Source organism: Paraperlucidibaca wandonensis, assembly GCF_042677145.1.
In the GTDB taxonomy this organism is placed as follows: Bacteria; Pseudomonadota; Gammaproteobacteria; order Pseudomonadales; family Moraxellaceae; genus Perlucidibaca; species Perlucidibaca wandonensis.
Window position 1 is genome coordinate 659260 of sequence record NZ_JBHTIT010000001.1, and the last position, 20902, is coordinate 680161.

The window sequence follows — 20902 nt, forward strand, 5'->3', positions numbered from 1 at the left end:
TGTCGCCTTATAGTAATTTTTATTCGTGATCCAACAATTAAGCTGGGTTATAGCAGGCTAGGATGCCTTTCAATCGGAAATAAGGCGATTTAAGTCGCCGAGCTAGGCTCAGCTATTTTTAACGAACTATATATATTGCTGCATGCGCATTCATACGGGTTAGATCAATACTATTAGCGATCTACTCTTTAATAGTGAAACGTTTCTGGGAGAAATTTATGCGTCGTTGGAATGGTTGGGGAGAGGAAAGCACCGTAGTGGCCTTGCCTGCTCATGGTGGGCAGTTTTTAGCGGAGCTAATCGGGGCAGGCCAAGTCTTGCCAGATGCCACAATGGAGCAAGTTTTGGCTACGGTACCAGCGTCACGATTGGTAGCGCCCCATGACTTAATCAGCTTGGATGCCGAAGTCCGTCTGCGCCACGCTCGTGGCCAGAGTCTGCCGGATTGGCTGGCAATGCGTGAAGGATGCTTCGAGGTGTTCCCCGACGGGGTTGCTCTGCCGGAAACTGCCACACAAATTCGCGAGCTGCTAGCTTGGGCGCAGCAGCAGGATGTGATCTTAATCCCTTATGGCGGCGGCACTTCGGTGGCTGGACATATCAACCCACAAGCCAGCGAACAGCCAGTAGTGACTTTGTCGCTAGAACGTATGAACAAGCTGATCGAGATCGATGAGCAGAGCCTGATTGCCACTTTTGGCCCCGGTGCCAATGGCCCTCAAGTAGAAAGCCAATTGCGCGCTCGTGGCTACACGCTGGGGCACTATCCGCAATCTTGGGAGCTATCTACTCTTGGTGGCTGGGTCGCCAGTCGCTCTAGCGGCCAGCAGTCACTCCGCTACGGTCGGATCGAGCAGCTGTTTGCTGGTGGCAGTGTTGAGACCTTTGCTGGAACGTTGTCTATTCCTACGTTTCCAGCCTCGGCAGCCGGTCCTGATCTGAAGGAAATATTGCTGGGGTCGGAAGGCCGATTCGGCGTTATCTCCGAGGTGCGTGTACGGATCAGCAAGCTAGCCGTTGAAGAAAACTTTTACGCAGTGTTCCTTCCCGATTGGCCAAGTGCATTGGAGGCTATTCGCACCTTGGTACAGGCGCGAGTGCCGTTATCAATGCTGCGCCTATCGAATGCCATAGAAACTAAAACTCAATTGGCGCTAGCCGGCCATCCTAAGCAAATTGTCTGGCTGGAGCGCTACTTGGCTCTTTGCGGGGCACGCGAGGGGAAGTGCATGATGACATTCGGCGTTACTGGCAACCGTCAACAAAACGCTCTATCTCTCAAGCAAGCGAAGCACCTATTGAAAGGCTTTGGCGGCGTATTTACCGGCACTTTACTCGGCAAAAAATGGTCTGAAGGACGTTTCCGTTTCCCATATTTGCGCCATGGTCTCTGGGAAGCCGGTTATGCGGTAGACACCTTAGAAACGGCAACTGACTGGTCGAATGTCGATCACCTGCTTAATGAGCTTGAGACTAGCTTACGCACTGCACTAGCAGATGAGGGTGAACAAGTGCATGTATTCACCCACCTGTCACATGTCTACGGTGAAGGCTCGAGCATCTACACCAGCTATGTATTCCGTCCTGGTAGCAGCTATGCAATGGCGTTAGCGCGCTGGAAGAAGCTTAAGCACTCCGCCTGTCAAGCGATCGTTAATAATCGTGGAACTATCAGTCATCAGCATGGCGTGGGTCGCGACCATGCGCCCTATCTACCGGTCGAGAAAGGTGAACTTGGAATTGCCGCACTGCAGGCCTTATCTACTCATTTCGATCCAGATCAGCGCTTAGCGCCTGGTGTGCTGCTAACTAAATGAGCCAGCCGAAATGGGATGCCATCTGGCGCGAGAAGGCACTGCCGCAGTTGGCGGTGCAGGAGTGGGATCTACTCGTGATTGGTGGTGGCATCTGTGGTGCCGGGATCCTTCGTGAAGCGGCACGGTGCGGTTGGAGCTGCCTGTTATTGGAGCAGCGTGACTTTGCCTGGGGTACCTCTAGCCGCTCATCGAAAATGGTACATGGTGGACTACGCTATATCGCCAAGGGTCAGTTCGCACTGACTCGCGACTCGGTACGCGAACGTCAGCGCTTACTAGATGAAGCCCCTGGACTAATCGAGCCTTTGAGCTATCTGTTTCCTCATTATCAGGGGCAGTTTCCTGGGCCAAAAGTATTCGGCGGCTTGCTCGCTGTGTATGACGCTCTAGCCGGGAAGCGCAACCATCTGTATTACCCATTACAGCAGTTACGCTTTTTGCTGCCCGGCATTCGCGAACAAGGATTAGTTGGCGCCACTCGTTTTTATGATGCGGTGACAGACGATGCGCGACTGGTCATGCGTGTGCTTGGTGAAGCTCGTGCCGACGGTGCCGAAGCACTTAACGGGCTAAAAGTGATCGAACTGCTACGTGAAAATGATCAAGTCTGTGGCGTGCTGGCTGAAGACAGTGAGTCTGGGAAGCGCTTTATCTTTCGCAGCCGGGCTGTGGCTCAAGCTACTGGGGCCTGGGCCGATGCCTTGCGCCAAAAAACTGGGCGTGAGCACATCCGCCCCTTGCGTGGTAGCCATTTACTGCTGCCGCACTGGCGGCTGCCAATGGCTCACGCCGTCAGCTTTATGCACGAGTCTGATCGACGGCCAGTGTTCGTATTTCCTTGGGAGGGTGCCACCGTGATTGGCACCACCGATCTAGATCATCACGAATCTTTGAATCAGGATGCACGCATCAGCACCGAAGAAGTCGAATATCTGCTAGCGGCCTGCGCTCAGAAGTTTCCTGATGCGCAGATCAAGCGCGACGATGTGCTGTCGAGCTGGGCAGGTGTACGCCCAGTAGTTAGCGACAGCGATGATCGCGCCGCGCCATCGGACGAAAAGCGTGAGCATATGCTCTGGGTTGAGCCGGGTTGCGTCACCCTAGCAGGTGGCAAGCTGACGACTTTCCGCCTACTGGCACAAGAAGTACTAGAAGCCTGTGCCAGATTTGTCGGTAAGCCGGTGAGCAATTCTGGTCAAGCAGTATTTCGCCCGCTTACTGACTATCCTTTGCCAGGACTTACCGTTGGTCAAAAGCGGCGCTTGTCCGGTCGCCATGGGCAAGCCTTACCGCAACTAGCAGCCTTGCTGGATGAGCTTGGCGGACAGCCGATTGCTAGCTTGGATACATTGTGGATCGAACTGGCTCAAGCTTGTGATAACGAACTGGTATTGCATCTGGATGATTTGTTGCTGCGCCGCACGCGAATTGGTCTGTTACTAGCCAATGGCGCAGAGGATGAGATGCCAAAGATTCGAGCCCTATGTCAGCAACGACTTAGCTGGAGTGATGATCGCTGGCATAAGGAAGTAAGCGCTTATCGGCAACTCTGGAAGAGCTGTTATAGCTTGCCGACGCAGGCTGAGCAGTCAATGGAGCACCTGAATTGAGCGATAAACCCTACCTACTTGCCATCGACAACGGCACCCAGAGCGTACGCGCACTGCTATTTGATCTTGAGGGCAATCTGGTCGCCAAAGGCAAAGTCGAGTTAGATCCATATTTCTCAACACATCCGGGTTGGGCCGAGCAAGATCCTGAATACTATTGGCACAGCCTTGGTGAGGCCTGTCAAAAGCTCTGGGATTCGACAGCGATCGATCGTAACCAGATTCGTGGCGTGTCATTAACTACCCAACGTGGCAGCCTGATTAATGTCGACGCTACCGGCAAGCCACTGCGTCCGGCGATGCTCTGGCTCGATCAGCGCCGCGCTGAAGTTCACGGCAAAATCAAAGGACCTTGGGGATGGCTATTCAAGCTGCTGCGTATTAGTACAATTATCGACCACTTTCGTGCCCAGGCAGAAGCGAATTGGATTGCGCAAAATCAGCCGGAGGTCTGGGCTGCGACGCACAAGTTCTTGCTGCTATCTGGCTTTCTAACCCACCGCCTGACCGGGCGCTTCGCCGACTCAGTGGGTAGTTGTGTGGGCTATCTGCCTTTCGATTATAAACGTCTGCATTGGGCCAAACCTAGCGACTGGAAATGGCAGGCGATGCCGATCAAAGCATCTATGCTGCCCGAACTGGTCAAGCCGGGCCAGCAGATCGGGGAGATAAGCGCTGAGGCCAGTCGACATACTGGTATTCCGCAAGGCCTACCACTTATTGCTGCCGCTTCGGATAAGGCTTGTGAAGTGATCGGCTCAGGTGCCATCGAGCCAAACATTGCCTGTTTGTCTTATGGCACCACGGCCACCATTAACACTACTCGCAGACGCTATCTAGAAACTATCCCCATGATCCCTCCGTACCCAGCGGCGATTCCTGATCACTACAACACTGAGGTAATGATCTTCCGCGGCTTCTGGATGGTTAGCTGGTTCAAAGAGCAGTTTGGTTATGCCGAGCGTCAACGTGGGCAGGAGCTGGGCGTGGCCGCAGAAAGTCTGTTCGATGAACTGGTCGATAGTGTGCCCGCTGGCTCCATGGGGCTGATGCTGCAACCTTACTGGTCGCCGGGCATTCGTGAGCCAGGGCTAGAAGCCAAGGGCGCGATCATCGGCTTTGGTGATGTGCATACTCGTGCTCATTTGTATCGGGCGATTCTTGAAGGCTTGGCTTATGCCCTGCGTGAGGGCAAGGAGAAGATTGAGAAGCGCTCTAGGACACCAATCATTCGCCTGCGTGTTTCCGGTGGCGGCTCGCAGAGTGACGCTGCTATGCAGCTAACTGCGGATATCTTCGGTCTACCTGCAGAGCGGCCGCATGTCTACGAAACCTCCGGGCTAGGCGCAGCGATCGATTGCGCGGTTGGATTGGGTTTACATGCTGACTTCAAAACGGCAATTGCCGCGATGACCCGTGTCGGTCGAGTGTTCGAACCAAATCCCGATTCTCAGGCGGTGTATCAACAACTCTATCTAGAGGTCTACCAGCCTATGTATGCTCGTCTGCAGCCGCTGTATCAGAGTATTCGTAGAATAACCGGCTATCCAGAATGACGCCTCTGCGCTAGCCGCCACTATCGATACGGTACTGATGGTACTGACAAGTTAACTTGCTGGTTGAGATAATTTGTCGATGAACCCATACAAACGGCATCGCTTTCACCCCCAGCATCATTAGCTACGCAGTCTGGGTCTACTGCCGCTTCAACTTGAGCTTTCGTGATATCGAGGACTTGCTGGCAGAGAAGGGCATCTCTGTCAGTTATGGGGCGATCCGATTGTGGTGTGTCAAATTCGGACCTAGCTATGCTCGTAAGCTTAAGCAAAGACATCGCGGTTCAGGGAGCGGGGAATGCGACGGTTCAAGTCTCCGTACCAGGCGCAACTATTTCTAACAAACCATGCTGCAGTATCTAATCTATTCAATCTTGGCAGACACCTAACCACAGCAAGTCATTATCGACGCAATAGGACAGCTGCGTTCGCAGTGTCGAGAGCAGTGGTTGCTTAAAAGCGCAAAGGTCAACTATTGCTGAGCTAAGAAGTTAATTTGTCAGTACCATTTTTAGTGTGCTAACAAGATTGGGCACAAAAGAGGCACAAAAAGGGCACAAATCGCAGGCAAAAAAAGACGCTCATCAGAGCGTCTTTTTTTCGTTGATAAATCAACAGTGTAGTGGTGGGCCGTCCGCGACTCGAACGCGGGACCAATTGGTTAAAAGCCAACTGCTCTACCAACTGAGCTAACGGCCCACATGCTTGCAAGGCTTGGCCTGTGCTAGCGGGGCGTAGTTTAGGGGCACACTGGCAGTAGGGCAATACCGTTTAGGTTCAACTGATCAAGATTTTACCAATTTATGTGATTTTTCTTGGCTAATGATGGCGCGAACCTCTGCATCGTGCCAATTATGGGCTTTTCGTTTGCGTAAATGAGCAATACAGCGCTCGAGTGTGATGCTGATATCGGACTGTGTGCGGATCTGATCGATCTTCGGCCAAGTCGCGCGCTCGCCTTGCTGGCGGAACCAAACCACGGATTCTTTTGTGGGATTTTGCAGCATGTGCTTGTAGTGCTGGCGCGTGTAGCCATTTGGCGCGATGGTGGCGTCGCCGTGGTAGCTCTGCGAGATCATGGTGTAGGCGTGGCTGAGCATTTGCCGTAGAGCTTCATTGCGCGAGTTATCGTGGATGGTCTGCAAAGTGCCCATGCCGAGCATGCGCGCTTGGGTTTTTAAAATGCGGCGTGGCAGTGAGCGAATTTTCGCCTTACCTGAGTGGCGCTGCTCGGAAGCCAGTAACGGCACGATGTGCGGGTTAACTTGGCTGGCGATGAAATAGTTGACGTTATACAGGCGCATCAGGCGGCGGCGCGGCATATCACTGCGCATTGAGCCATCGACCCAACGTTCTAGCGGCATATAAGGCGAGTGTGTGCCTTCAGCGGTTTTCGTAGTCAGTGTCACTGGCGGGAACATAATTGGCACGGCGCAGGATGCGAGCACGGCGCTCCAAACCAATAAGTATGGCGAGGTTAGCTCGTTCATCAGGCGTGACTTTTGGTTGCTACCCACTGGCGAGATGCTGACGTTGATGTGACGGCCAGTTTTCTCGAAGGCTTCTTGGAAGCTCAGCTCGCCGACATTTTGGCGAATAAAGGTCTCTAGCTGTTTCTGATTGGCAAAACCTTTACCGCGCAGGCCATCGCTAATTTTATTCCAGCTCCAGGCGTGCTTATAAAGCGCATCGCCATCGTAATAGGATTCCATTTCTTCGCGGGTATGGGTGCCGATCATGGAGGCGACGAGTGAGCCGGCACTAGAGCCGGAGATGACATTGGGCAATAGGCCTTGTTCATCGAGCGCTTTGCAAACACCAATATGGAACATGCCGAGTGTGGCGCCACCAGAGAGTTGTAGGGCAGGGCGGCCGAAGCTGCTTAAGATGTCTTCAAACAGTGTGAGCTTCTCGTCATTGCTGAGGTGCTCGATCTCGGAGTCGCAGAGATACTCCATGCTGGCGCAAACTTGAGTGACGAAATCTTCAATCAGGCGTTTGGTGCCGACATGCGTGCGCGTAAACAATAAGGGGTTACTCATATTGCCGAGGTCGTGGTGCAGACCTTCGCGTAAGGCACGAATCAGCAGCTTGTGATTATGCGTCGCTTGGCATTGGCGCAGAGTGAGCATGCGCTCGCGCAATAGTTCGTGGTGGTACTGACTCGATGCAGTCTCAATTTTCCATAAATCTAGGCCAGTTAGTGCATCTAGTTCGAGTGAGATTTTGCGCCATTCGCCGTAGCTACTAGCTTGTTCGCGGGCAGCTTTTAAGCGACCGATTTTCGGATTGATGGCCATAATCGAGTACAGTACCGACAATTGTAAAACGTCGATGCTACCATGCGGTCAGGCCTCGTTCATCCGTTTAGAGTATGGAAAGCGGCGTGTCACTGTATGTTTTTTGTCTAGTTATTTATTACGACTTTGTAGTGTGTTTCTTTGGAGGCTATGTTGAATTCTTCTTTATCCCCTGAGTTAGTCAACCATTCTGCTTTTGAGTGCTTGCGCGTGGTGGAGTTGCCGCATTTACAGGCCACGTTTGCGGAGTACCGCCATCGCGTTACCGGCGCGCGCCATTTGCATTTAGCCGCAGATAATCCCGAGAACGTATTTTTGGTGGCGTTTAAAACCATGCCCGAAGATTCGCGCGGCGTGGCGCATATTCTTGAGCACACGGCCTTGTGCGGCTCGGAAAAATACCCCGTGCGCGACCCATTCTTTTTGATGATTCGGCGCTCACTCAACACTTTTATGAATGCCTTCACCGCCAGTGATTGGACAGCGTATCCATTCGCCAGCACCAATACTCAAGATTTCGATAACTTGCTCAGCGTGTATTTAGACGCAGCGTTTTTCCCGCACTTGCACGAATTAGATTTCGCTCAAGAGGGTATACGCCGCGAATTTGCTAGCGACGCCGCTGATGCGCCACTGGTCTATAAAGGTGTGGTGTTTAACGAAATGAAAGGCGCAATGAGCTCGGCGCATAGCGTGCTCTACGAAACGCTCAATCATTATCTATTCCCCAACACGACTTATCACAATAATTCCGGTGGCGACCCAGCGCATATTCCTGATTTAACTCACGATGATCTGCTGGCGTTTCACCGCCGCCATTATCATCCCTCCAATGCCGTGTTCATGACCTTTGGCGATGAGTCGGTGCTGAGCCTGCAAACGCGCTTTCAGGACCAAGCATTGGCGCGCTTTAATGATGTTGCCACGCCAGTTTTGGGCCGCGATGAGAAGCGCTATGTCGCGCCATTAAGCGTTGAAGCTGCGTATGCACCTGAGAGCGATGAAGGCCCGCAAACGCATCATGTCATGGGTTGGTTGCTTGGTTCGGCGAGTGATACCAATGCGCGCTTTGAGGCACATTTATTAAGCGGCGTGTTGTTGGAAAACTCGGCCTCGCCATTGCGCGCGGCATTAGAAACTAGCGAGTTAGGCGAAGCGCCATCAGGCCTATGTGGCGTTGATGACAATAGCCGTGAGATGACGTTTTTGTGCGGGATGGAGGGCTCCGAGTCAGAGCGCGCTGGCGCAGTTGAGGCTTTGATTCTTTCAACGCTTGAGCAGGTTGCGCGCGATGGCATCCCGCTGGCCGATGTTGAGGCTGTGCTGCATCAGTTCGAGCTCAGCCAGCGTGAAATTGGCGGCGATAGCTATCCCTACGGCCTGCAACTATTGCTCAATGGCCTAAGTCCGGCGCTGCAAGATGCCGACCCGATCGCTGTCTGGGATGTTGAGCCAGCCTTGGCGCGCTTGCGTGAGGCCATTAAAGACCCACGTTTTGTGCCTGATCTGGTGCAGCGCGTATTGCTTGATAACCCGCATCGCGTGCGTCTCACCTTGCGCCCCGATGCCGAGCTGTCAACTCGCCGCGATGCGCTTGAAGCTAGCCAATTAGCCGCTGAGCGCGCCCGCTTGAGTGAGGCCGATTGTGCCGATATTCGTGCACAAACCGAGGCCTTGAAGCAGCGCCAAGAAGAAACGCCAAATACCGACATCTTGCCGAAAGTCACACTGGCCGATGTGCCGGCGAAGGCGAAAGCGCTGACTGGCGAGCGAGTGCCGGTTAAGCACGCCGAGCTGCCATTAACGACTTACGCTCAGGGCACTAATGGTCTGTTTTACGAGCAAGTGATCATCGAGCTGCCGCATTTCAGCGCGCGCCAAACGCAATTATTGCCGCTTTATACCTCGGTATTTGCCGAGCTCGGTGCTGGCACGCAGGACTATAAGCAGCTGCAGCAACGCCAAAGTGCCGTGACTGGCGGCTTGCGCATGAGCTTGTCGGCGCGCACCACGCGCACTCAGGCCAATGTGGCGCAGGCGCATTTGATCGTTAGCGGTAAGGCTCTGAGCTATAACCAAGGCGCATTTCAGCAGTTGCTAGACGAGACTTTATTTAACCAACGCTTCGATGAAGTCGCGCGTATTGGCGAGCTCTTGGCTCAACTCAAAGGTCGCTGGGAAGGTAGCGTTACTGGTCAAGGCCACGCTTTGGCAATGGGCGCGGCATCTCGTGGCATGAGCGCTTTGGCGGCGTTTCAGCAAAGCCATAGCGGCCTGTTTGGCATTCGTTTCTTGCGCGAATTACATAGCGCAAATGATTTAACGGCGCTGGCTGCTGAGCTCTCAGCCATGCACAGCTTGGTGCTGGCGATGCCGCGCCAACTCTTGATGATTGCCGAGCCTGAAACGCTGGCTCAGGCCAGTGCGCAGGCGCAAAGCATCTGGACAAGCCGCACAGCTGCCGGTGGCGAGACCATGCCGTGGGTAGTGCCAACGGAGCGCGTCAATGAGGCGTGGCTCACGCAGACTCAGGTGCATTTCTGCGCCAGGGCTTATCCGGCAGTGCCGACTGGTCACGCCGATGCTCCGGCCCTGATGGCATTGGGCGGCATTCTGCGAAATGGCTTTTTGCATCGCGCCATCCGTGAGCAGGGCGGTGCTTATGGTGGTGGTGCGAGCTTCGATGGCAATAGCTGTGCCTTCCGCTTCTTCTCCTATCGCGACCCACGCTTAACCGAAACCTTGGCCGACTTCGACGCCAGCTTAGATTGGCTGCATAGCCAGCCACTGCCGGCATCGGCCTTGGAAGAAGTCTTGCTTGGCGTGTTTGCTGATCTCGATAAGCCGATGTCGCCTGCTGGCGAGGCGCGTCAAGATTTCCATCAGCAACTTTATGGCCGCACGCTAGCCGATCGCCAATCGCTGCGCGAGAAACTGTTGGCACTAACTAGCGATGACATTGTGCGCGTGGCCAGCGACTATTTGCGGCCTGAACTGGCACAAACAGCGGTTATTGCGCCGGTTGCTGCTGCTGAACAAGTTGCCGCGCTGGGCTTGAACGTACAAAAACTCTAACTTTGATGATGCCCATGTCGCTCAAAGCAGCGGCAGGGCAGCGCGCAGGAGCGCAAGCATGAGCAACACAACACGACCGCTGGTGCATTTTGGCCATGCTAATGGCTTTCCTAGTGGCAGCTACGGCGCTTTTTTTAAAGCGCTAGGCGATGACATCGACGTTATTTCTATACCTAAGCTTGGCCACAATCCGCGCTATGCCATTGCGCCAAATTGGCATGGTTTAGGCGATGAGCTTGCCGACTCTGTGCGCGCGCAAGCCAATGGCCGCCCGGTTATTGCTGTAGGTCATTCCTTGGGCGGCATGTGCTCACTGATTGCTGCACATCGCGACCCCACGTTATTTCAAGGCATGATCCTGATGGACCCAGCCTGTGTTAGCCCTCTGGCCGGGGTATTTGTTGCGTTTATGAAGGCGATTAGGCAAGTCGATCGCATCACGCCCGCTGGTCGCAGCAAAAATCGTCGAGCGCAGTGGCCCAACGCGCAAGCTATGCACGACTCATTGCGCACTAAAGGCCTGTTTAAAGCCTTTAGCGATGAAAGCTTTAAGCTCTATGTGGAGCATGGTCTAGTCGCCGACGGCGATGGCGTGCGTTTGGCATTTGATCCCAAGCGTGAAGTGGAAATGTTCCGCAATACACCGAGCGATAGCTGGCGTTATTGGCGGCCACTGAATATGCCGCGCGTAGTGATGACCGGCGCTGAAAGTGAGTTTTTGAGCAGCGGCGAAATGACGAAGTTGGCGAAAGCCCAGCGCGTACCATTAGAGATAACCGCTGGTAATCATATGTTCCCGCTAGAGCAGCCTGAGCATACGGCTGCGCGTGTACGTGAGCATATTTTGGCGATGCACGCTGGTACGCATACCAGCATGCCACGCTCGATCAACACTGGCTCGCAAGCAAAATGAGCGACTATCGCATCGCGCTACCGTTAGACCGTGGCGACTTGGCGGTGAAAACATGGCACGACGCATCGATTCAAGCCGTGCCCATCCTCGCAGTACACGGCTGGATGGACAACGCCGGCACATTTAATCGACTCGCGCCTATGCTCAAAGGCCATCGCATTCATGCCCTAGACCTTGCTGGCCACGGCCTTAGCGATCCGCGCCCCGATGGCATGCGCTATCACAACGCCGATTTTCTCGACGACATTTACGCCGCCATGCAGCATATCGCGCCAAATGATGGCCCGCTGATACTACTCGGGCATTCGCTTGGTGCCGGCTTACTCATGCTCTTGGCCGGCATTTTCCCTGAGCGCATCCAAGCCTTAATCATGATCGATGGTCTCGGCCCAATCAGTGCCGACCCTAGCAACTACGCAACCGATACTCGCGCGGCATTGGAAGGCTTAATGAGTTATAGCCCAAGCCGAAGGCCTATCGCCACGGTAGAGCAGGCCGTGACCGCACGCCGCCAAGGTATCACCGGCATGCTTAGCGAGTCTGCCTCACGGGATTTATGCGAACGCGCCTTGATCGAGTTTGAGTCTGGCGAATTGCGTTGGCGCACCGATAAACGCTTACGCTTAAACTCGCTGATGCGCTTCAGCGAAGAGCAGGTATTGGCCTGTATTAACGCCATCACTGCGCCGTGCTTATTAGTCACCGGCGATGCTGGCCTGCCTAAGCAGTTGGGCAAAAATAAACCACGTTACGCCGCAAGACTTTCCCACTTTAATCAGCTTGAGCAGGTGAATTTGGCCGGAGGCCATCATTTACATTTAGATGATTGCCCTGAGCAAGTTGCAGATGCTATTAATGCGTTTCTAGCGTAGTTTCACACCTATAACTAAGCGGATTAATCAGGGAGAGTTTTATGCGCAGTATTGACGAATTTTTAAACGAATATGGCAAAACCCATCGCAATCCACGCAATCAGCTCATTCATTTTGTTTGCGTGCCGGTTATTTTAATCAGCTCATTGGCCTTTGGTTGGCCATTAAGCATGGCGATGCTAGGCAGTGAGGCTGCTTGGGCGCCTTATGTCAATGTCGCGACAGTGGCTTCGATATTGATGTTGGCGGCGTTTTATTCACGCTTAGGATGGCGTGCCGTTGCGGCCATGGTCGTATTCTTAGGCGTCTCCATCGCGGTTATTATGGCGGTCGAAAGCAGTCCCTTGCCGCTGATTTGGACGGCAGTTATCGCTTGGATAGCGGCGTGGCTTGTCCAGCTTATTGGCCACAATATTGAAGGTGCCAAACCTAGCTTTCTTGATGATTTAGTGTTTTTGTTGATCGGGCCATTGTTCGTTCTGGAGGAATGGGGCGTTCCATTGCGCACTAAGTAAGCTCATCCCCCTTGAGGTCTGTCCATGCGTGCGCTGCAACCTGTTGAAAAAGGCTATATTTTCGCGCTGTTAACTATCTGCATTTGGTCAGGCTTCATCGTCATATCGCGTGTTGGCGGGCAAAGTCCGCTAACACCATTCGATGTTGCCGCACTGCGCACGGTGTTTGCCGCTGCCATCCTGATGCCGTGGTGGTTGCCTCGCGTACTGAACTCTTCTAAGCGCAAATTGCCGTGGTATCAATCACTTACCTTTGCCTTATTGGCAGGCGTGAGCTATCCCTTGTTTGCCTATGGCGGCTTCCAATACGCACCGGCTAATCACGGCGCGGTGCTAATCGCTGGCACATTGCCATTTTTTACTACCTTATTTGCCTTGGCGCTGTTGCGCGAAAAGCCAAGCTTTCAGCGCATGTTGGGCTTGGCATTAATCATCTCCGGTGTAACCACGCTATTTGTCGCCATGATGCGCGGCGCCAGCTGGGAGAGCTTGCCTGGCGATCTGATGTTTCTTGGCGCGAGCATTTGTTGGTCGTTATTTGCGGTGTTGCTGCGGCACTGGCAAACCCGCGCCTTCGATGTGACCTTGGGCGTGGTGGCGTTTTCGCTGCTGGTGTATATCCCGATTTATGCCGTGTTTCTGCCAAAAGCTTTATCACAGGCAAGCTGGGGCGATATTGCGCTGCAGGGCTTTTATCAGGGTGGAATTGTTGTCTGTTGCGCGATGTGGACCTTTGCTAAGGCCACCGAATTGCTCGGTGCTGTGCGTGTGGCGGTGATGATGTCTGCGGTGCCAGTAGCTGGTACGTTATTGGCGATTGCCATACTGGGTGAGGTGTTAACACCGGCGTCGGCTATCGGTCTCATGCTTATCTTTTTAGGTGCACTAGTTGGCGCGCTAGCTAGGGCAAGAGTGATATTGCCAGTTAGCCCTTAGTGCATATCCACGGCAGGGCCAACTGACAACATCTTCATGGCGTCACTGCAAGCAGCGCCGCCATGTGCAAGGCTTTAGTCTTCCTTGCGTGATACCCAACGATCAAGCAATTTAGCGGCGGCTTCACGGCCACCCAAGCCAAAGGCGAGGGCGAATGCCACGGCCACAGCGCCTAGCGTTAGGCCAAAGGCGAGATTGACGATGGAGTCGGCAATGCCCATGGCGCGTAGGCCCATGGCAATGACTAAGCCCATAACCAAGGTGCGAACGAGACCGGAGAGCCAGGTGCTTTCGCTACGATTGTTTTGGGCAACGACCTGCGCCAACACATTCGCTAACCAGAAGCCCACCAGCAAGATCACCGCGCCCAGCAGAATGTCGCCGCCGAACAGGATAAACGCGCTGACTAAGTGGCTGACGGCGCTAAAGCCAAGCTGATTAGCGGCTTCGATAGTGGCGAAGAGCATAGCGAAGAACATCACCAACTGACCGATAACAGCTGACAGTGGACGTGAGCCTAGGGCTTTAGCCATGCCAATTTTTTCTGGCAAGGTGTCGAAGCCGGCACTGGCCATTAGGCGAGTAACAAAGGCCGAGGCGAAGCGCGCGACATAGTAGGTCAGCACAATGATCAACGCGGCTGCGATGATGCCTGGTACGGCTGAAACCAACTGATCTAGCAAGTTTTTCGCAGGCCCTGCAATCGCTTCAATGGCGAGTGCGTCGAGGGCAGAGATCAATGCTGGCACGAAGATCACCAGAAACACGATGCTGCCAATGCCTTTTGCTAGGTCAATGCTGTCACTTAAGCCCATTTGCGAGGCCGCAGAAGATAAGCGTGTGGCACCTAATAGATTGCTGACGACACCGCTAACGATCTTGGCAACGCCATAACCAACGACGCTTATGACAACAGCGGCGATGATATTGGGCAGATAAGCCATCAAGCTATCAATGAGATTTTGCACCGGCTGCATCAGACCATCGAGGTTTAATGTACCTAAGATAAGTGGCACAAAAAGCAATAAAATCAGCCAGTAAGCCACTTGGCCCATGTTTTCGCTGATCGGACGCATGCCTGCTTCGGCACTTAAGCGCTCATCGACAGAGGTAGAGTCTAGGAGCTTGGTAATGCCGGTGCGTACTAGCGATGCCAATACCCAACCCACGACTAAAAGCACAAGGCCCGACACTAAGCGCGGCAAATACGTCATGACCTCGCCGAGCATATTCGACAGGGGCGCTGAGACATTGAACAGACTGAGTATATTGAAGCTAGCAATTAGCGCGATTAGGAAGATAAACCAGAATGCAATGCGAGACACGATTGCCTCTAAGTTGGCTTCGATGCCGGTGCTGCTTTGCACGCGAGTATTGAGGCCAACACTGCTTAAGACTTTACGCGATAGGGCCGCAGCCATGAGCGCGACAATCCAGCCAACGAGCAGAAGCAAGAGCGCGCCAATAATGGCAGGCACTTGACCGCTGAGGGTGTCTTGTAGGCGCTCGGCTAAGGAAAAATGTTCCATGAGAAATTCTCCAAACCAAGGGAAGTAGCTATCTTATTGATTTCAATAAGGTGCTGCCTTTTTACCCTAGGGGAGATAGCCGCCGCTGTAAACCTTTCGCAGGCTTTCAGCGACGACTGTCATGGTTGGTGGCGATTTTTATCCTGTAATGAGTGACAAATACTCATTACGTGTTTGTGGGTTATCGCGGAACATACCTAGCATGATGGATGTTTTCATCACTGAATTTTGCTTTTCGACTCCACGCATCATCATGCACATATGCTTGGCCTCAATCGTTACTGCCACGCCATGAGCATTAGTAACCTGCTGAATTGCGTCGGCAATTTGCTTGGTGAGGTTTTCTTGAATTTGCAGGCGGCGCGAATACATATCGGCGATGCGAGCTACTTTCGAAAGCCCCAAAACTTGGCCTGATGGAATATAGGCAACATGAACCTTGCCAATGAAGGGCAGTAAATGGTGCTCACAGAGCGAATACAGCTCGATGTCCTTAACCAACACCATTTGGTCATTGTCCGACGGAAAGACTGCACCATTGACCAAGGTGTCTAGGTCTTCGTTATAGCCTTTGCACAGATACTTAAAGGCTTTGGCGGCGCGTTTTGGTGTGTCGAGCAGGCCAGGACGGCCCAGGTCTTCACCCACTGCGCGGATAATATCTGCGTAGGCGTTTTCCATGATTATTCTCGTGTCTTGATTGATAAGGCCTGCACGCTAGCGACTAACGCTCAGGGAGTAAAGCCTACAGCACTTCGGGCTTGTCTAGTCTTGGATCAATTCGCGCTTGCCGGTCGCGTTTTAGCAGCAATAGCACCGCGCCAGTGCCGCCTTCGCGTGCTGGTGCTGAGCTAAAAGCCAGTATTTGCGGCAGCTGTTTGAGCCAGCCATTAACAGCGCTTTTTAGCACGGCTTGGCCGTTAATCAGGCCTTTGCCGTGAACGATTTTGGCGACATGCAGCTGCTCTTTTTGGCAGTTATCGAGCAGGCTAAGTACTGCCTCACGAGCTTGATCTAGTGTGCAGCCGTGTAAATCAACCGCTGCCTGCCATGGTAGTTTGCCGAGCTTGAGTTGCTCGAATTGGCGAGGCTGCACGCCATTTTGCCGAAACTCTAAGATGGCTTCGGGTGCGACACCAGCGAGTAGGGCGACAGTGTCTGATAATGGTTGGTTGGCACGTTCAAGCTCGCCTTCGGCTTGGGCGCGCCGCATTAAGGCTTGTGCGCTAGGTGTGGGGCGGCGCTTGGGTCGAGGCGGTGGCGGTGGAGCCTCCATGCGCGTGGCACCCTGCATGGCTCGAGTGAACAGTTCTTCTTCGCTCAACTCAGGTGGCGGGGCGGCCACAATAGGCTTGGCCAGCTTCGGCACTGGCGTTTCGGCTTTAAGTTGACGCTTCAATGTGGTCAACAACGGGTCTTTCATGACGCTAATTCCTCGTCTGTCGGCGACAGTCTCCCCTTAAGGGCGCTAGCTAGTATAAAATCCAAAGTCTTTGCAGCCTACACGAGGTTGCCGTTTTTTCTGCTATCTACGTGATGGCCTGGGAGTGCATGTGAGCGAATCGAGCGCTGAACTAACCTTATCCGATGAGGTTTTGGCTGAAGCCCAGCAACATTTAGTCAATATTCGTGACTGGATTCGTTTTTGCGTTAGCTGCTTTCGGGGCTGCGATGTGCATTTAGGTCATGGCAGCGACGATCCCTTTGCTGAGGCGACAGCATTGGTCATGCAAACGCTGAACTTGTCGTGGTCCGCCGATGGCGAAATCATCGATGCACGCGTGCTGCCCAGCGAGGCAGCGGCGATTGCCGATATTCTCAAGCGCCGCGTCAATGACCGCACGCCTTTGGCCTATTTACTGAATCTGTCTTACTTCGCCAATCTGCCATTTTATGTCGATGAGCGCGTGCTTGTACCGCGCTCGCCGATTGCTGAGCTGATTGAAAGTCGCTTTTTGCCTTGGCTAGACCATGAGCCACAGCGTATTTTAGATCTCTGCACAGGCTCCGGCTGCATCGCGATTGCTTGCGCTGTGGAGTTCCCCGATGCCTTGGTCGATGGCACGGATATTTCCATCGATGCCTTGAGTGTGGCTGCGCTCAACGTTGAGCATCACGACTTACAAGAGCGCGTTGGCTTGCTCGAGTCTGATGTGTTTAACAAGTTGCCTGGCCAACGCTACGATCTGATTATCAGCAACCCGCCTTATGTTGATGCCGAAGACATGGCCGATTTACCCCTAGAGTTTACTCGCGAGCCGGAGTTGGGCTTGGCCTCGGGCATTGATGGCTTAGACATCACTAAGCGCATTTTGGCCGAAGCTGCCGACTACTTAACTGAAGACGGCGTATTGGTGGTGGAAGTGGGCAATTCGCAATGGGCCTTGCAGCAAACTTTCCCTGACGTGCCCTTTGTTTGGGTCGACTTTGTCCGTGGCGGGCATGGCGTGTTTGTCTTGACCGCGGCCGATTGCCGTGAGCATCAAGCCACTTTTGAGAGCAGCATCTAATGGCCGGCAATAGCATTGGGCAAGTGTTTCGCGTGATGACCGCAGGTGAGTCGCATGGGCCGGCATTAACAGCGATTGTCGATGGCGTGCCGCCGGGCATTACGCTGTCTGAAGCAGATTTGCAGGGCGATTTAGATCGCCGTAAACCTGGCACATCTTCGTTTTCTACGCAGCGCCGCGAAGACGATGTGGTGCGTATTTTATCCGGCGTATTTGAGGGGAAAACCACCGGCACGCCGATTGCGCTGGTGATTGAAAACACCGATCAGCGCTCGAAAGACTACGGCAATATTGCCGACACCTTTCGCCCCGCACACGCCGACTACACTTACACGCATAAATATGGTTTTCGTGATTACCGTGGCGGTGGTCGCTCCAGTGCGCGTGAAACCGCAATGCGTGTGGCTGCCGGTGCAATTGCTCGCAAGGTATTAAGTGAGCAGTTTGGCGTCAGTATTCGTGGTCGTGTCTCGCAAATTGGCGACATTAAAGCGCAGGTCTGCGACTGGAATTATGTCCGTGAAAATCCATTTTTCTGCGGTGATCGCGACGCCGTGACACAGATGGAGGCCTTGGTGCTGAGCATGCGCACCGAAGGTTCGAGCATTGGCGCGGCCATTGAGGTGTTTGCCGAAGGCCTGCCCGTGGGTTGGGGCGAGCCGGTATTTGATCGTCTCGATGCCGATTTGGCACACGCGATGATGAGTATTAACGCGGTGAAAGGCGTGGAAGTCGGTGATGGTTTTGCTGTGGTCAATCAGCGTGGCGAGCAGCATCGCGATGAGATCACACCAGAAGGCTTTTTGAGTAATCACGCCGGTGGTGTGTTGGGTGGTATTTCCACTGGGCAAGAGCTGGTGGTGCGTATTGCTTTGAAACCTACTTCGAGCATTACCACGCCAGGCCGCAGCATTAATTTGGCCGGTGAGGCGATAGATGTGGTCACTAAAGGTCGTCACGACCCCTGTGTCGGTGTGCGTGCAACACCGATAGCCGAAGCCATGATGGCCATCGTTTTACTCGATCATGCGCTGCGTCATCGTGCGCAAAATGCTTTGGTGCAATGCACTACGCCAGTCGTGCCAGGCCGAGTCTTGGGCTCAACGACTTCGTGAGTTCGAGTCCCCGCCCGCCGTTTATTCGGCTGGGCGCGTTTTACTTCTTCTACTTCGCCGTCATCGGCGGCTTCATGCCCTACTGGGGCTTGTATCTGCAAAGCCTTGGCTTCAACGCCGAGGCTATCGGCCAGCTAATGGCCGTGGTCATGGCCACGCGCATCATTGCGCCGAATTTCTGGGGCTATATCGCCGACAGCACCGGTCGGCGTTTGCGCTTGGTGCGTATCGGCGCCTTCATGATTTGCATCGGCTGGTTGGGCGTCTTTGTTGCTCGCGAGTTTTGGCCATTAGCCGCGGTATTACTGGCCTATGGCTTCTTTCAAAATGCCATTTTGGCGCAGTTTGAAGCAGTGACTATGGCGCACTTGGGCCGCCAGCGTGAACGCTATAGCCAAGTCCGCGTCTGGGGCTCGCTGGGCTTTATTGTCACCGGCACGGGGCTAGGGTTGGCGTTTGATCATTATGACGTTGCAATGTTGCCACTGGCATTGCTCGCCTGTGCTGTAGCCACATGGTTGGCGAGTTTATTTGTGCCAGACATCGCCACACCCACACGGCACGAAGCCGATTCAAATGTTTGGCAGCTACTAAAGCAGACGCCGGTCTGGAGCTTTTTTCTTGCGCATTTCTTGCTGCAGCTTTCGCATGCGCCGTATTACACCTTCTACAGTATTTTTCTCGAAGAGCATGGCTACTCGCGCACGCACATAGGTTGGTTATGGGGTGTTGGCGTGTTTGCCGAAGTCGCAATTTTTATCGTCATGCATAAGTTTTTGCCGTGGGTTGGCGAGCAACGGCTGATGCTGATTAGCTTACTGCTGGCGGCTCTGCGCTGGGTATTGATAGGGCAGTTTGTTGATACTGTAGAGGTTATTTGGTTGGCGCAGCTGCTGCACGCCGCGAGTTTTGCCACCTTCCATGCCGCTGCTATGACGCGAATTTATCGCTACTTTGGCGATGGCAACCAAGGCCAAGGTCAGGCGGTGTACAGCATGCTGTGGGGCACAGGTGTGGCGTTGGGTTCATGGTGGGTCGGCATGTTGTGGGCGCCAGATACCGGACCATGGATATTTACAGTTGCTGCTGGCCTGTGCGTGCTGGCATTTATAGCACTGCACTATGGCGCACGGCGTTCACTGCCAACAATCAGTGCCTAACCCCAGTTGCCAGTTCGAGCCGCAATCACTCGTACTTGATTAGCACCTTTTGCGCGGCAATAAGGCAGTCGCTCAGCAAAATCGCGTGGGCGTAGCAAATGTGCGCTGCCAAAGCCAGAGAGTAATAAGGCCTGTTCAGCACTCGCTTCACCATCAAAATGCAGATGCACCTGGCTGCGAACAAAGCGTGACAGCATTTTCACAAAGGCTTTGCTTGCTAGATCGTTACTGAGGTTACTTAGATGAATGTCGGATAGATAAATACCACGTTGCATATGGCCTAGTGCATCGGCTATACGGCTCCAAAGGCCAATCACGCTGTTGGTATCGAAGTAATTGATCAAGCCCTCGGTGATGATGGCTGTGCCTTTGCGGCGGTCTAAGGTGCTGATCAGTGCGTTCAAGCTTAGCGGGCAATCATCGCTAAAAGCATCTATATCAACGACACGATGATTACTGCTATCGAGGCCAGCGTTTTTTAGTAGCTCACGCTTGCGCTGAGCCATGGCCGGCAAATCTGCCTCGATATACTCAATCGCATCGCCATGACGCTCCGCAAAGCGCCAACCGCGAGGTGATAAGCCACTAGCAATTTCGATCACTTGAGTGATTGCGCCGCTACTAATGGCACGCTCTAGCTGGAGGTCGATGAGTGTGTGTCGCGCCAGTAAAATATTATCCATGCTGGGGCCGCTTAGGCGTTGCGAAAGCCATTGTGGCCCACGTAATGCGGCGTATAAGGCTTGGCCTTTAAGCGTGGCAAAAGAGGGGTGGGATAGGCCGTTGGCAACCCAGACATAGCCGGTGTAATGCGCGGTGGGGCTGATGTTATTGTTATTTTTTTCTTGGCTATTTTTGGCCATGACCACTCCAATTAAAAGTCACGCTAGGCGGCTCTCGCACCCGTGCTTAGCGCTCGCAGACTACGGCGATTTTTATGATGGCGCTAGCGCATTGGTCGTTCTTGTTGTGTAACGCTTGCCAACTTACGGAG

16 protein-coding genes, 1 tRNA gene and 1 pseudogene are annotated in these 20902 nt (G+C 53.6%); 12 read left to right on the forward strand and 6 right to left on the reverse strand.

The window, feature by feature from the left end; all coding sequences use genetic code 11:
- Window positions 1–218: 218 nt before the first annotated feature.
- The 4 genes and pseudogenes from ACFQ0F_RS02985 to ACFQ0F_RS03000 form a co-directional block, all read left to right on the forward strand.
- Entirely contained in the window at window positions 219–1817 is a 1599-nt protein-coding gene (locus tag ACFQ0F_RS02985; RefSeq protein ID WP_379068998.1) for an FAD-binding oxidoreductase, read from the forward strand.
- Complete coding sequence (locus ACFQ0F_RS02990; protein ID WP_379069001.1) at window positions 1814–3427, forward strand: glycerol-3-phosphate dehydrogenase/oxidase; 1614 nt, start codon at window positions 1814–1816, stop codon at window positions 3425–3427. The genes ACFQ0F_RS02985 and ACFQ0F_RS02990 overlap by 4 nt, the downstream gene beginning before the upstream one ends.
- Window positions 3424–4983 carry an FGGY-family carbohydrate kinase gene (locus ACFQ0F_RS02995; RefSeq protein ID WP_379069004.1) on the forward strand — a complete coding sequence of 520 codons (1560 nt, stop codon included), beginning with the start codon at window positions 3424–3426 and terminating at the stop codon, window positions 4981–4983. The genes ACFQ0F_RS02990 and ACFQ0F_RS02995 overlap by 4 nt, the downstream gene beginning before the upstream one ends.
- 98 nt (window positions 4984–5081) lie before the next feature.
- A pseudogene (locus ACFQ0F_RS03000) lies at window positions 5082–5252 on the forward strand (IS6 family transposase); the annotation flags it as partial.
- A gap of 354 nt (window positions 5253–5606) precedes the next feature.
- Here the strand turns inward: ACFQ0F_RS03000 and ACFQ0F_RS03005 are convergent.
- Both ACFQ0F_RS03005 and ACFQ0F_RS03010 read right to left on the reverse strand, forming a co-directional pair.
- Window positions 5607–5682 (reverse strand) — tRNA-Lys (locus tag ACFQ0F_RS03005).
- An 86-nt stretch (window positions 5683–5768) separates the two neighbouring features.
- Window positions 5769–7283, reverse strand: coding sequence for a DUF3336 domain-containing protein (locus ACFQ0F_RS03010; protein WP_379069007.1), 1515 nt, complete (start codon window positions 7281–7283; stop codon window positions 5769–5771).
- A gap of 150 nt (window positions 7284–7433) precedes the next feature.
- Here ACFQ0F_RS03010 and ACFQ0F_RS03015 point away from each other — a divergent pair, with 150 nt between their 5' ends.
- From ACFQ0F_RS03015 to ACFQ0F_RS03035, 5 genes are read left to right on the forward strand one after another with little or no spacing between them, the layout of a single operon-like run.
- Entirely contained in the window at window positions 7434–10358 is a 2925-nt protein-coding gene (locus ACFQ0F_RS03015) for an insulinase family protein (RefSeq protein WP_379069010.1), read from the forward strand.
- Window positions 10359–10416: 58 nt separating this feature from the next.
- On the forward strand, window positions 10417–11271 hold the full coding sequence (locus ACFQ0F_RS03020; protein WP_379069013.1) for an alpha/beta fold hydrolase: 855 nt from the start codon (window positions 10417–10419) through the stop codon (window positions 11269–11271).
- Window positions 11268–12143 (forward strand): alpha/beta fold hydrolase, encoded by an 876-nt coding sequence (locus tag ACFQ0F_RS03025; RefSeq protein WP_379069016.1) that lies wholly within the window; start codon window positions 11268–11270, stop codon window positions 12141–12143. The genes ACFQ0F_RS03020 and ACFQ0F_RS03025 overlap by 4 nt, the downstream gene beginning before the upstream one ends.
- A 41-nt stretch (window positions 12144–12184) precedes the next feature.
- Window positions 12185–12658 carry an Mpo1 family 2-hydroxy fatty acid dioxygenase gene (locus ACFQ0F_RS03030; protein ID WP_379069019.1) on the forward strand — a complete coding sequence of 158 codons (474 nt, stop codon included), beginning with the start codon at window positions 12185–12187 and terminating at the stop codon, window positions 12656–12658.
- A 24-nt stretch (window positions 12659–12682) separates the two neighbouring features.
- Window positions 12683–13594: a DMT family transporter gene (locus ACFQ0F_RS03035; protein ID WP_379069022.1), complete on the forward strand. Its 912-nt coding sequence runs from the start codon at window positions 12683–12685 to the stop codon at window positions 13592–13594.
- A gap of 74 nt (window positions 13595–13668) precedes the next feature.
- Here ACFQ0F_RS03035 and ACFQ0F_RS03040 read toward each other — a convergent pair whose 3' ends face one another.
- From ACFQ0F_RS03040 to ACFQ0F_RS03050, 3 genes are all read right to left on the reverse strand, one after another.
- On the reverse strand, window positions 13669–15123 hold the full coding sequence (locus ACFQ0F_RS03040) for a mechanosensitive ion channel (RefSeq protein ID WP_340674929.1): 1455 nt from the start codon (window positions 15121–15123) through the stop codon (window positions 13669–13671).
- Window positions 15124–15261: 138 nt separating this feature from the next.
- Window positions 15262–15810, reverse strand: coding sequence for a GTP cyclohydrolase I FolE (gene folE / locus ACFQ0F_RS03045; protein WP_340674991.1), 549 nt, complete (start codon window positions 15808–15810; stop codon window positions 15262–15264).
- 58 nt (window positions 15811–15868) lie between these two features.
- Entirely contained in the window at window positions 15869–16546 is a 678-nt protein-coding gene (locus ACFQ0F_RS03050; RefSeq protein WP_379069026.1) for a Smr/MutS family protein, read from the reverse strand.
- Between the two features lie 130 nt (window positions 16547–16676).
- On the opposite strand from ACFQ0F_RS03050, the gene prmB reads away from it, so the two are divergent.
- Genes prmB through ACFQ0F_RS03065 form a run of 3 tightly spaced genes read left to right on the forward strand, consistent with a single transcriptional unit; the run spans window position 16677 to window position 19908 of the window.
- Window positions 16677–17633: a 50S ribosomal protein L3 N(5)-glutamine methyltransferase gene (prmB, locus tag ACFQ0F_RS03055; RefSeq protein WP_340674931.1), complete on the forward strand. Its 957-nt coding sequence runs from the start codon at window positions 16677–16679 to the stop codon at window positions 17631–17633.
- Window positions 17633–18748: a chorismate synthase gene (aroC, locus tag ACFQ0F_RS03060; RefSeq protein WP_379069030.1), complete on the forward strand. Its 1116-nt coding sequence runs from the start codon at window positions 17633–17635 to the stop codon at window positions 18746–18748. Before prmB ends, aroC begins: the two co-directional genes overlap by 1 nt.
- Complete coding sequence (locus ACFQ0F_RS03065) at window positions 18745–19908, forward strand: MFS transporter (protein ID WP_379069033.1); 1164 nt, start codon at window positions 18745–18747, stop codon at window positions 19906–19908. Before aroC ends, ACFQ0F_RS03065 begins: the two co-directional genes overlap by 4 nt.
- Here ACFQ0F_RS03065 and ACFQ0F_RS03070 read toward each other — a convergent pair.
- Window positions 19905–20771 (reverse strand): class I SAM-dependent methyltransferase, encoded by an 867-nt coding sequence (locus ACFQ0F_RS03070; protein ID WP_379069036.1) that lies wholly within the window; start codon window positions 20769–20771, stop codon window positions 19905–19907. The two genes, ACFQ0F_RS03065 and ACFQ0F_RS03070, sit on opposite strands and share 4 nt — an antisense overlap.
- Window positions 20772–20902: the final 131 nt, after the last annotated feature.

What these genes read in the sequence shown, in the direction of transcription:
- ACFQ0F_RS03020 (WP_379069013.1), top strand. Translation starts at nt 10,417, where the DNA reads ATGAGCAACACAACACGACCGCTGGTGCATTTTGGCCATGCTAATGGC.
- ACFQ0F_RS03015 (WP_379069010.1), top strand. Translation starts at nt 7,434, where the DNA reads ATGTTGAATTCTTCTTTATCCCCTGAGTTAGTCAACCATTCTGCTTTT.
- ACFQ0F_RS03010 (WP_379069007.1), bottom strand. Translation starts at nt 7,283, where the DNA reads ATGGCCATCAATCCGAAAATCGGTCGCTTAAAAGCTGCCCGCGAACAA.
- ACFQ0F_RS03040 (WP_340674929.1), bottom strand. Translation starts at nt 15,123, where the DNA reads ATGGAACATTTTTCCTTAGCCGAGCGCCTACAAGACACCCTCAGCGGT.
- ACFQ0F_RS03030 (WP_379069019.1), top strand. Translation starts at nt 12,185, where the DNA reads ATGCGCAGTATTGACGAATTTTTAAACGAATATGGCAAAACCCATCGC.
- ACFQ0F_RS02985 (WP_379068998.1), top strand. Translation starts at nt 219, where the DNA reads ATGCGTCGTTGGAATGGTTGGGGAGAGGAAAGCACCGTAGTGGCCTTG.
- ACFQ0F_RS03035 (WP_379069022.1), top strand. Translation starts at nt 12,683, where the DNA reads ATGCGTGCGCTGCAACCTGTTGAAAAAGGCTATATTTTCGCGCTGTTA.
- ACFQ0F_RS03025 (WP_379069016.1), top strand. Translation starts at nt 11,268, where the DNA reads ATGAGCGACTATCGCATCGCGCTACCGTTAGACCGTGGCGACTTGGCG.
- ACFQ0F_RS02990 (WP_379069001.1), top strand. Translation starts at nt 1,814, where the DNA reads ATGAGCCAGCCGAAATGGGATGCCATCTGGCGCGAGAAGGCACTGCCG.
- ACFQ0F_RS03070 (WP_379069036.1), bottom strand. Translation starts at nt 20,771, where the DNA reads ATGGCCAAAAATAGCCAAGAAAAAAATAACAATAACATCAGCCCCACC.
- aroC (WP_379069030.1), top strand. Translation starts at nt 17,633, where the DNA reads ATGGCCGGCAATAGCATTGGGCAAGTGTTTCGCGTGATGACCGCAGGT.
- ACFQ0F_RS03050 (WP_379069026.1), bottom strand. Translation starts at nt 16,546, where the DNA reads ATGAAAGACCCGTTGTTGACCACATTGAAGCGTCAACTTAAAGCCGAA.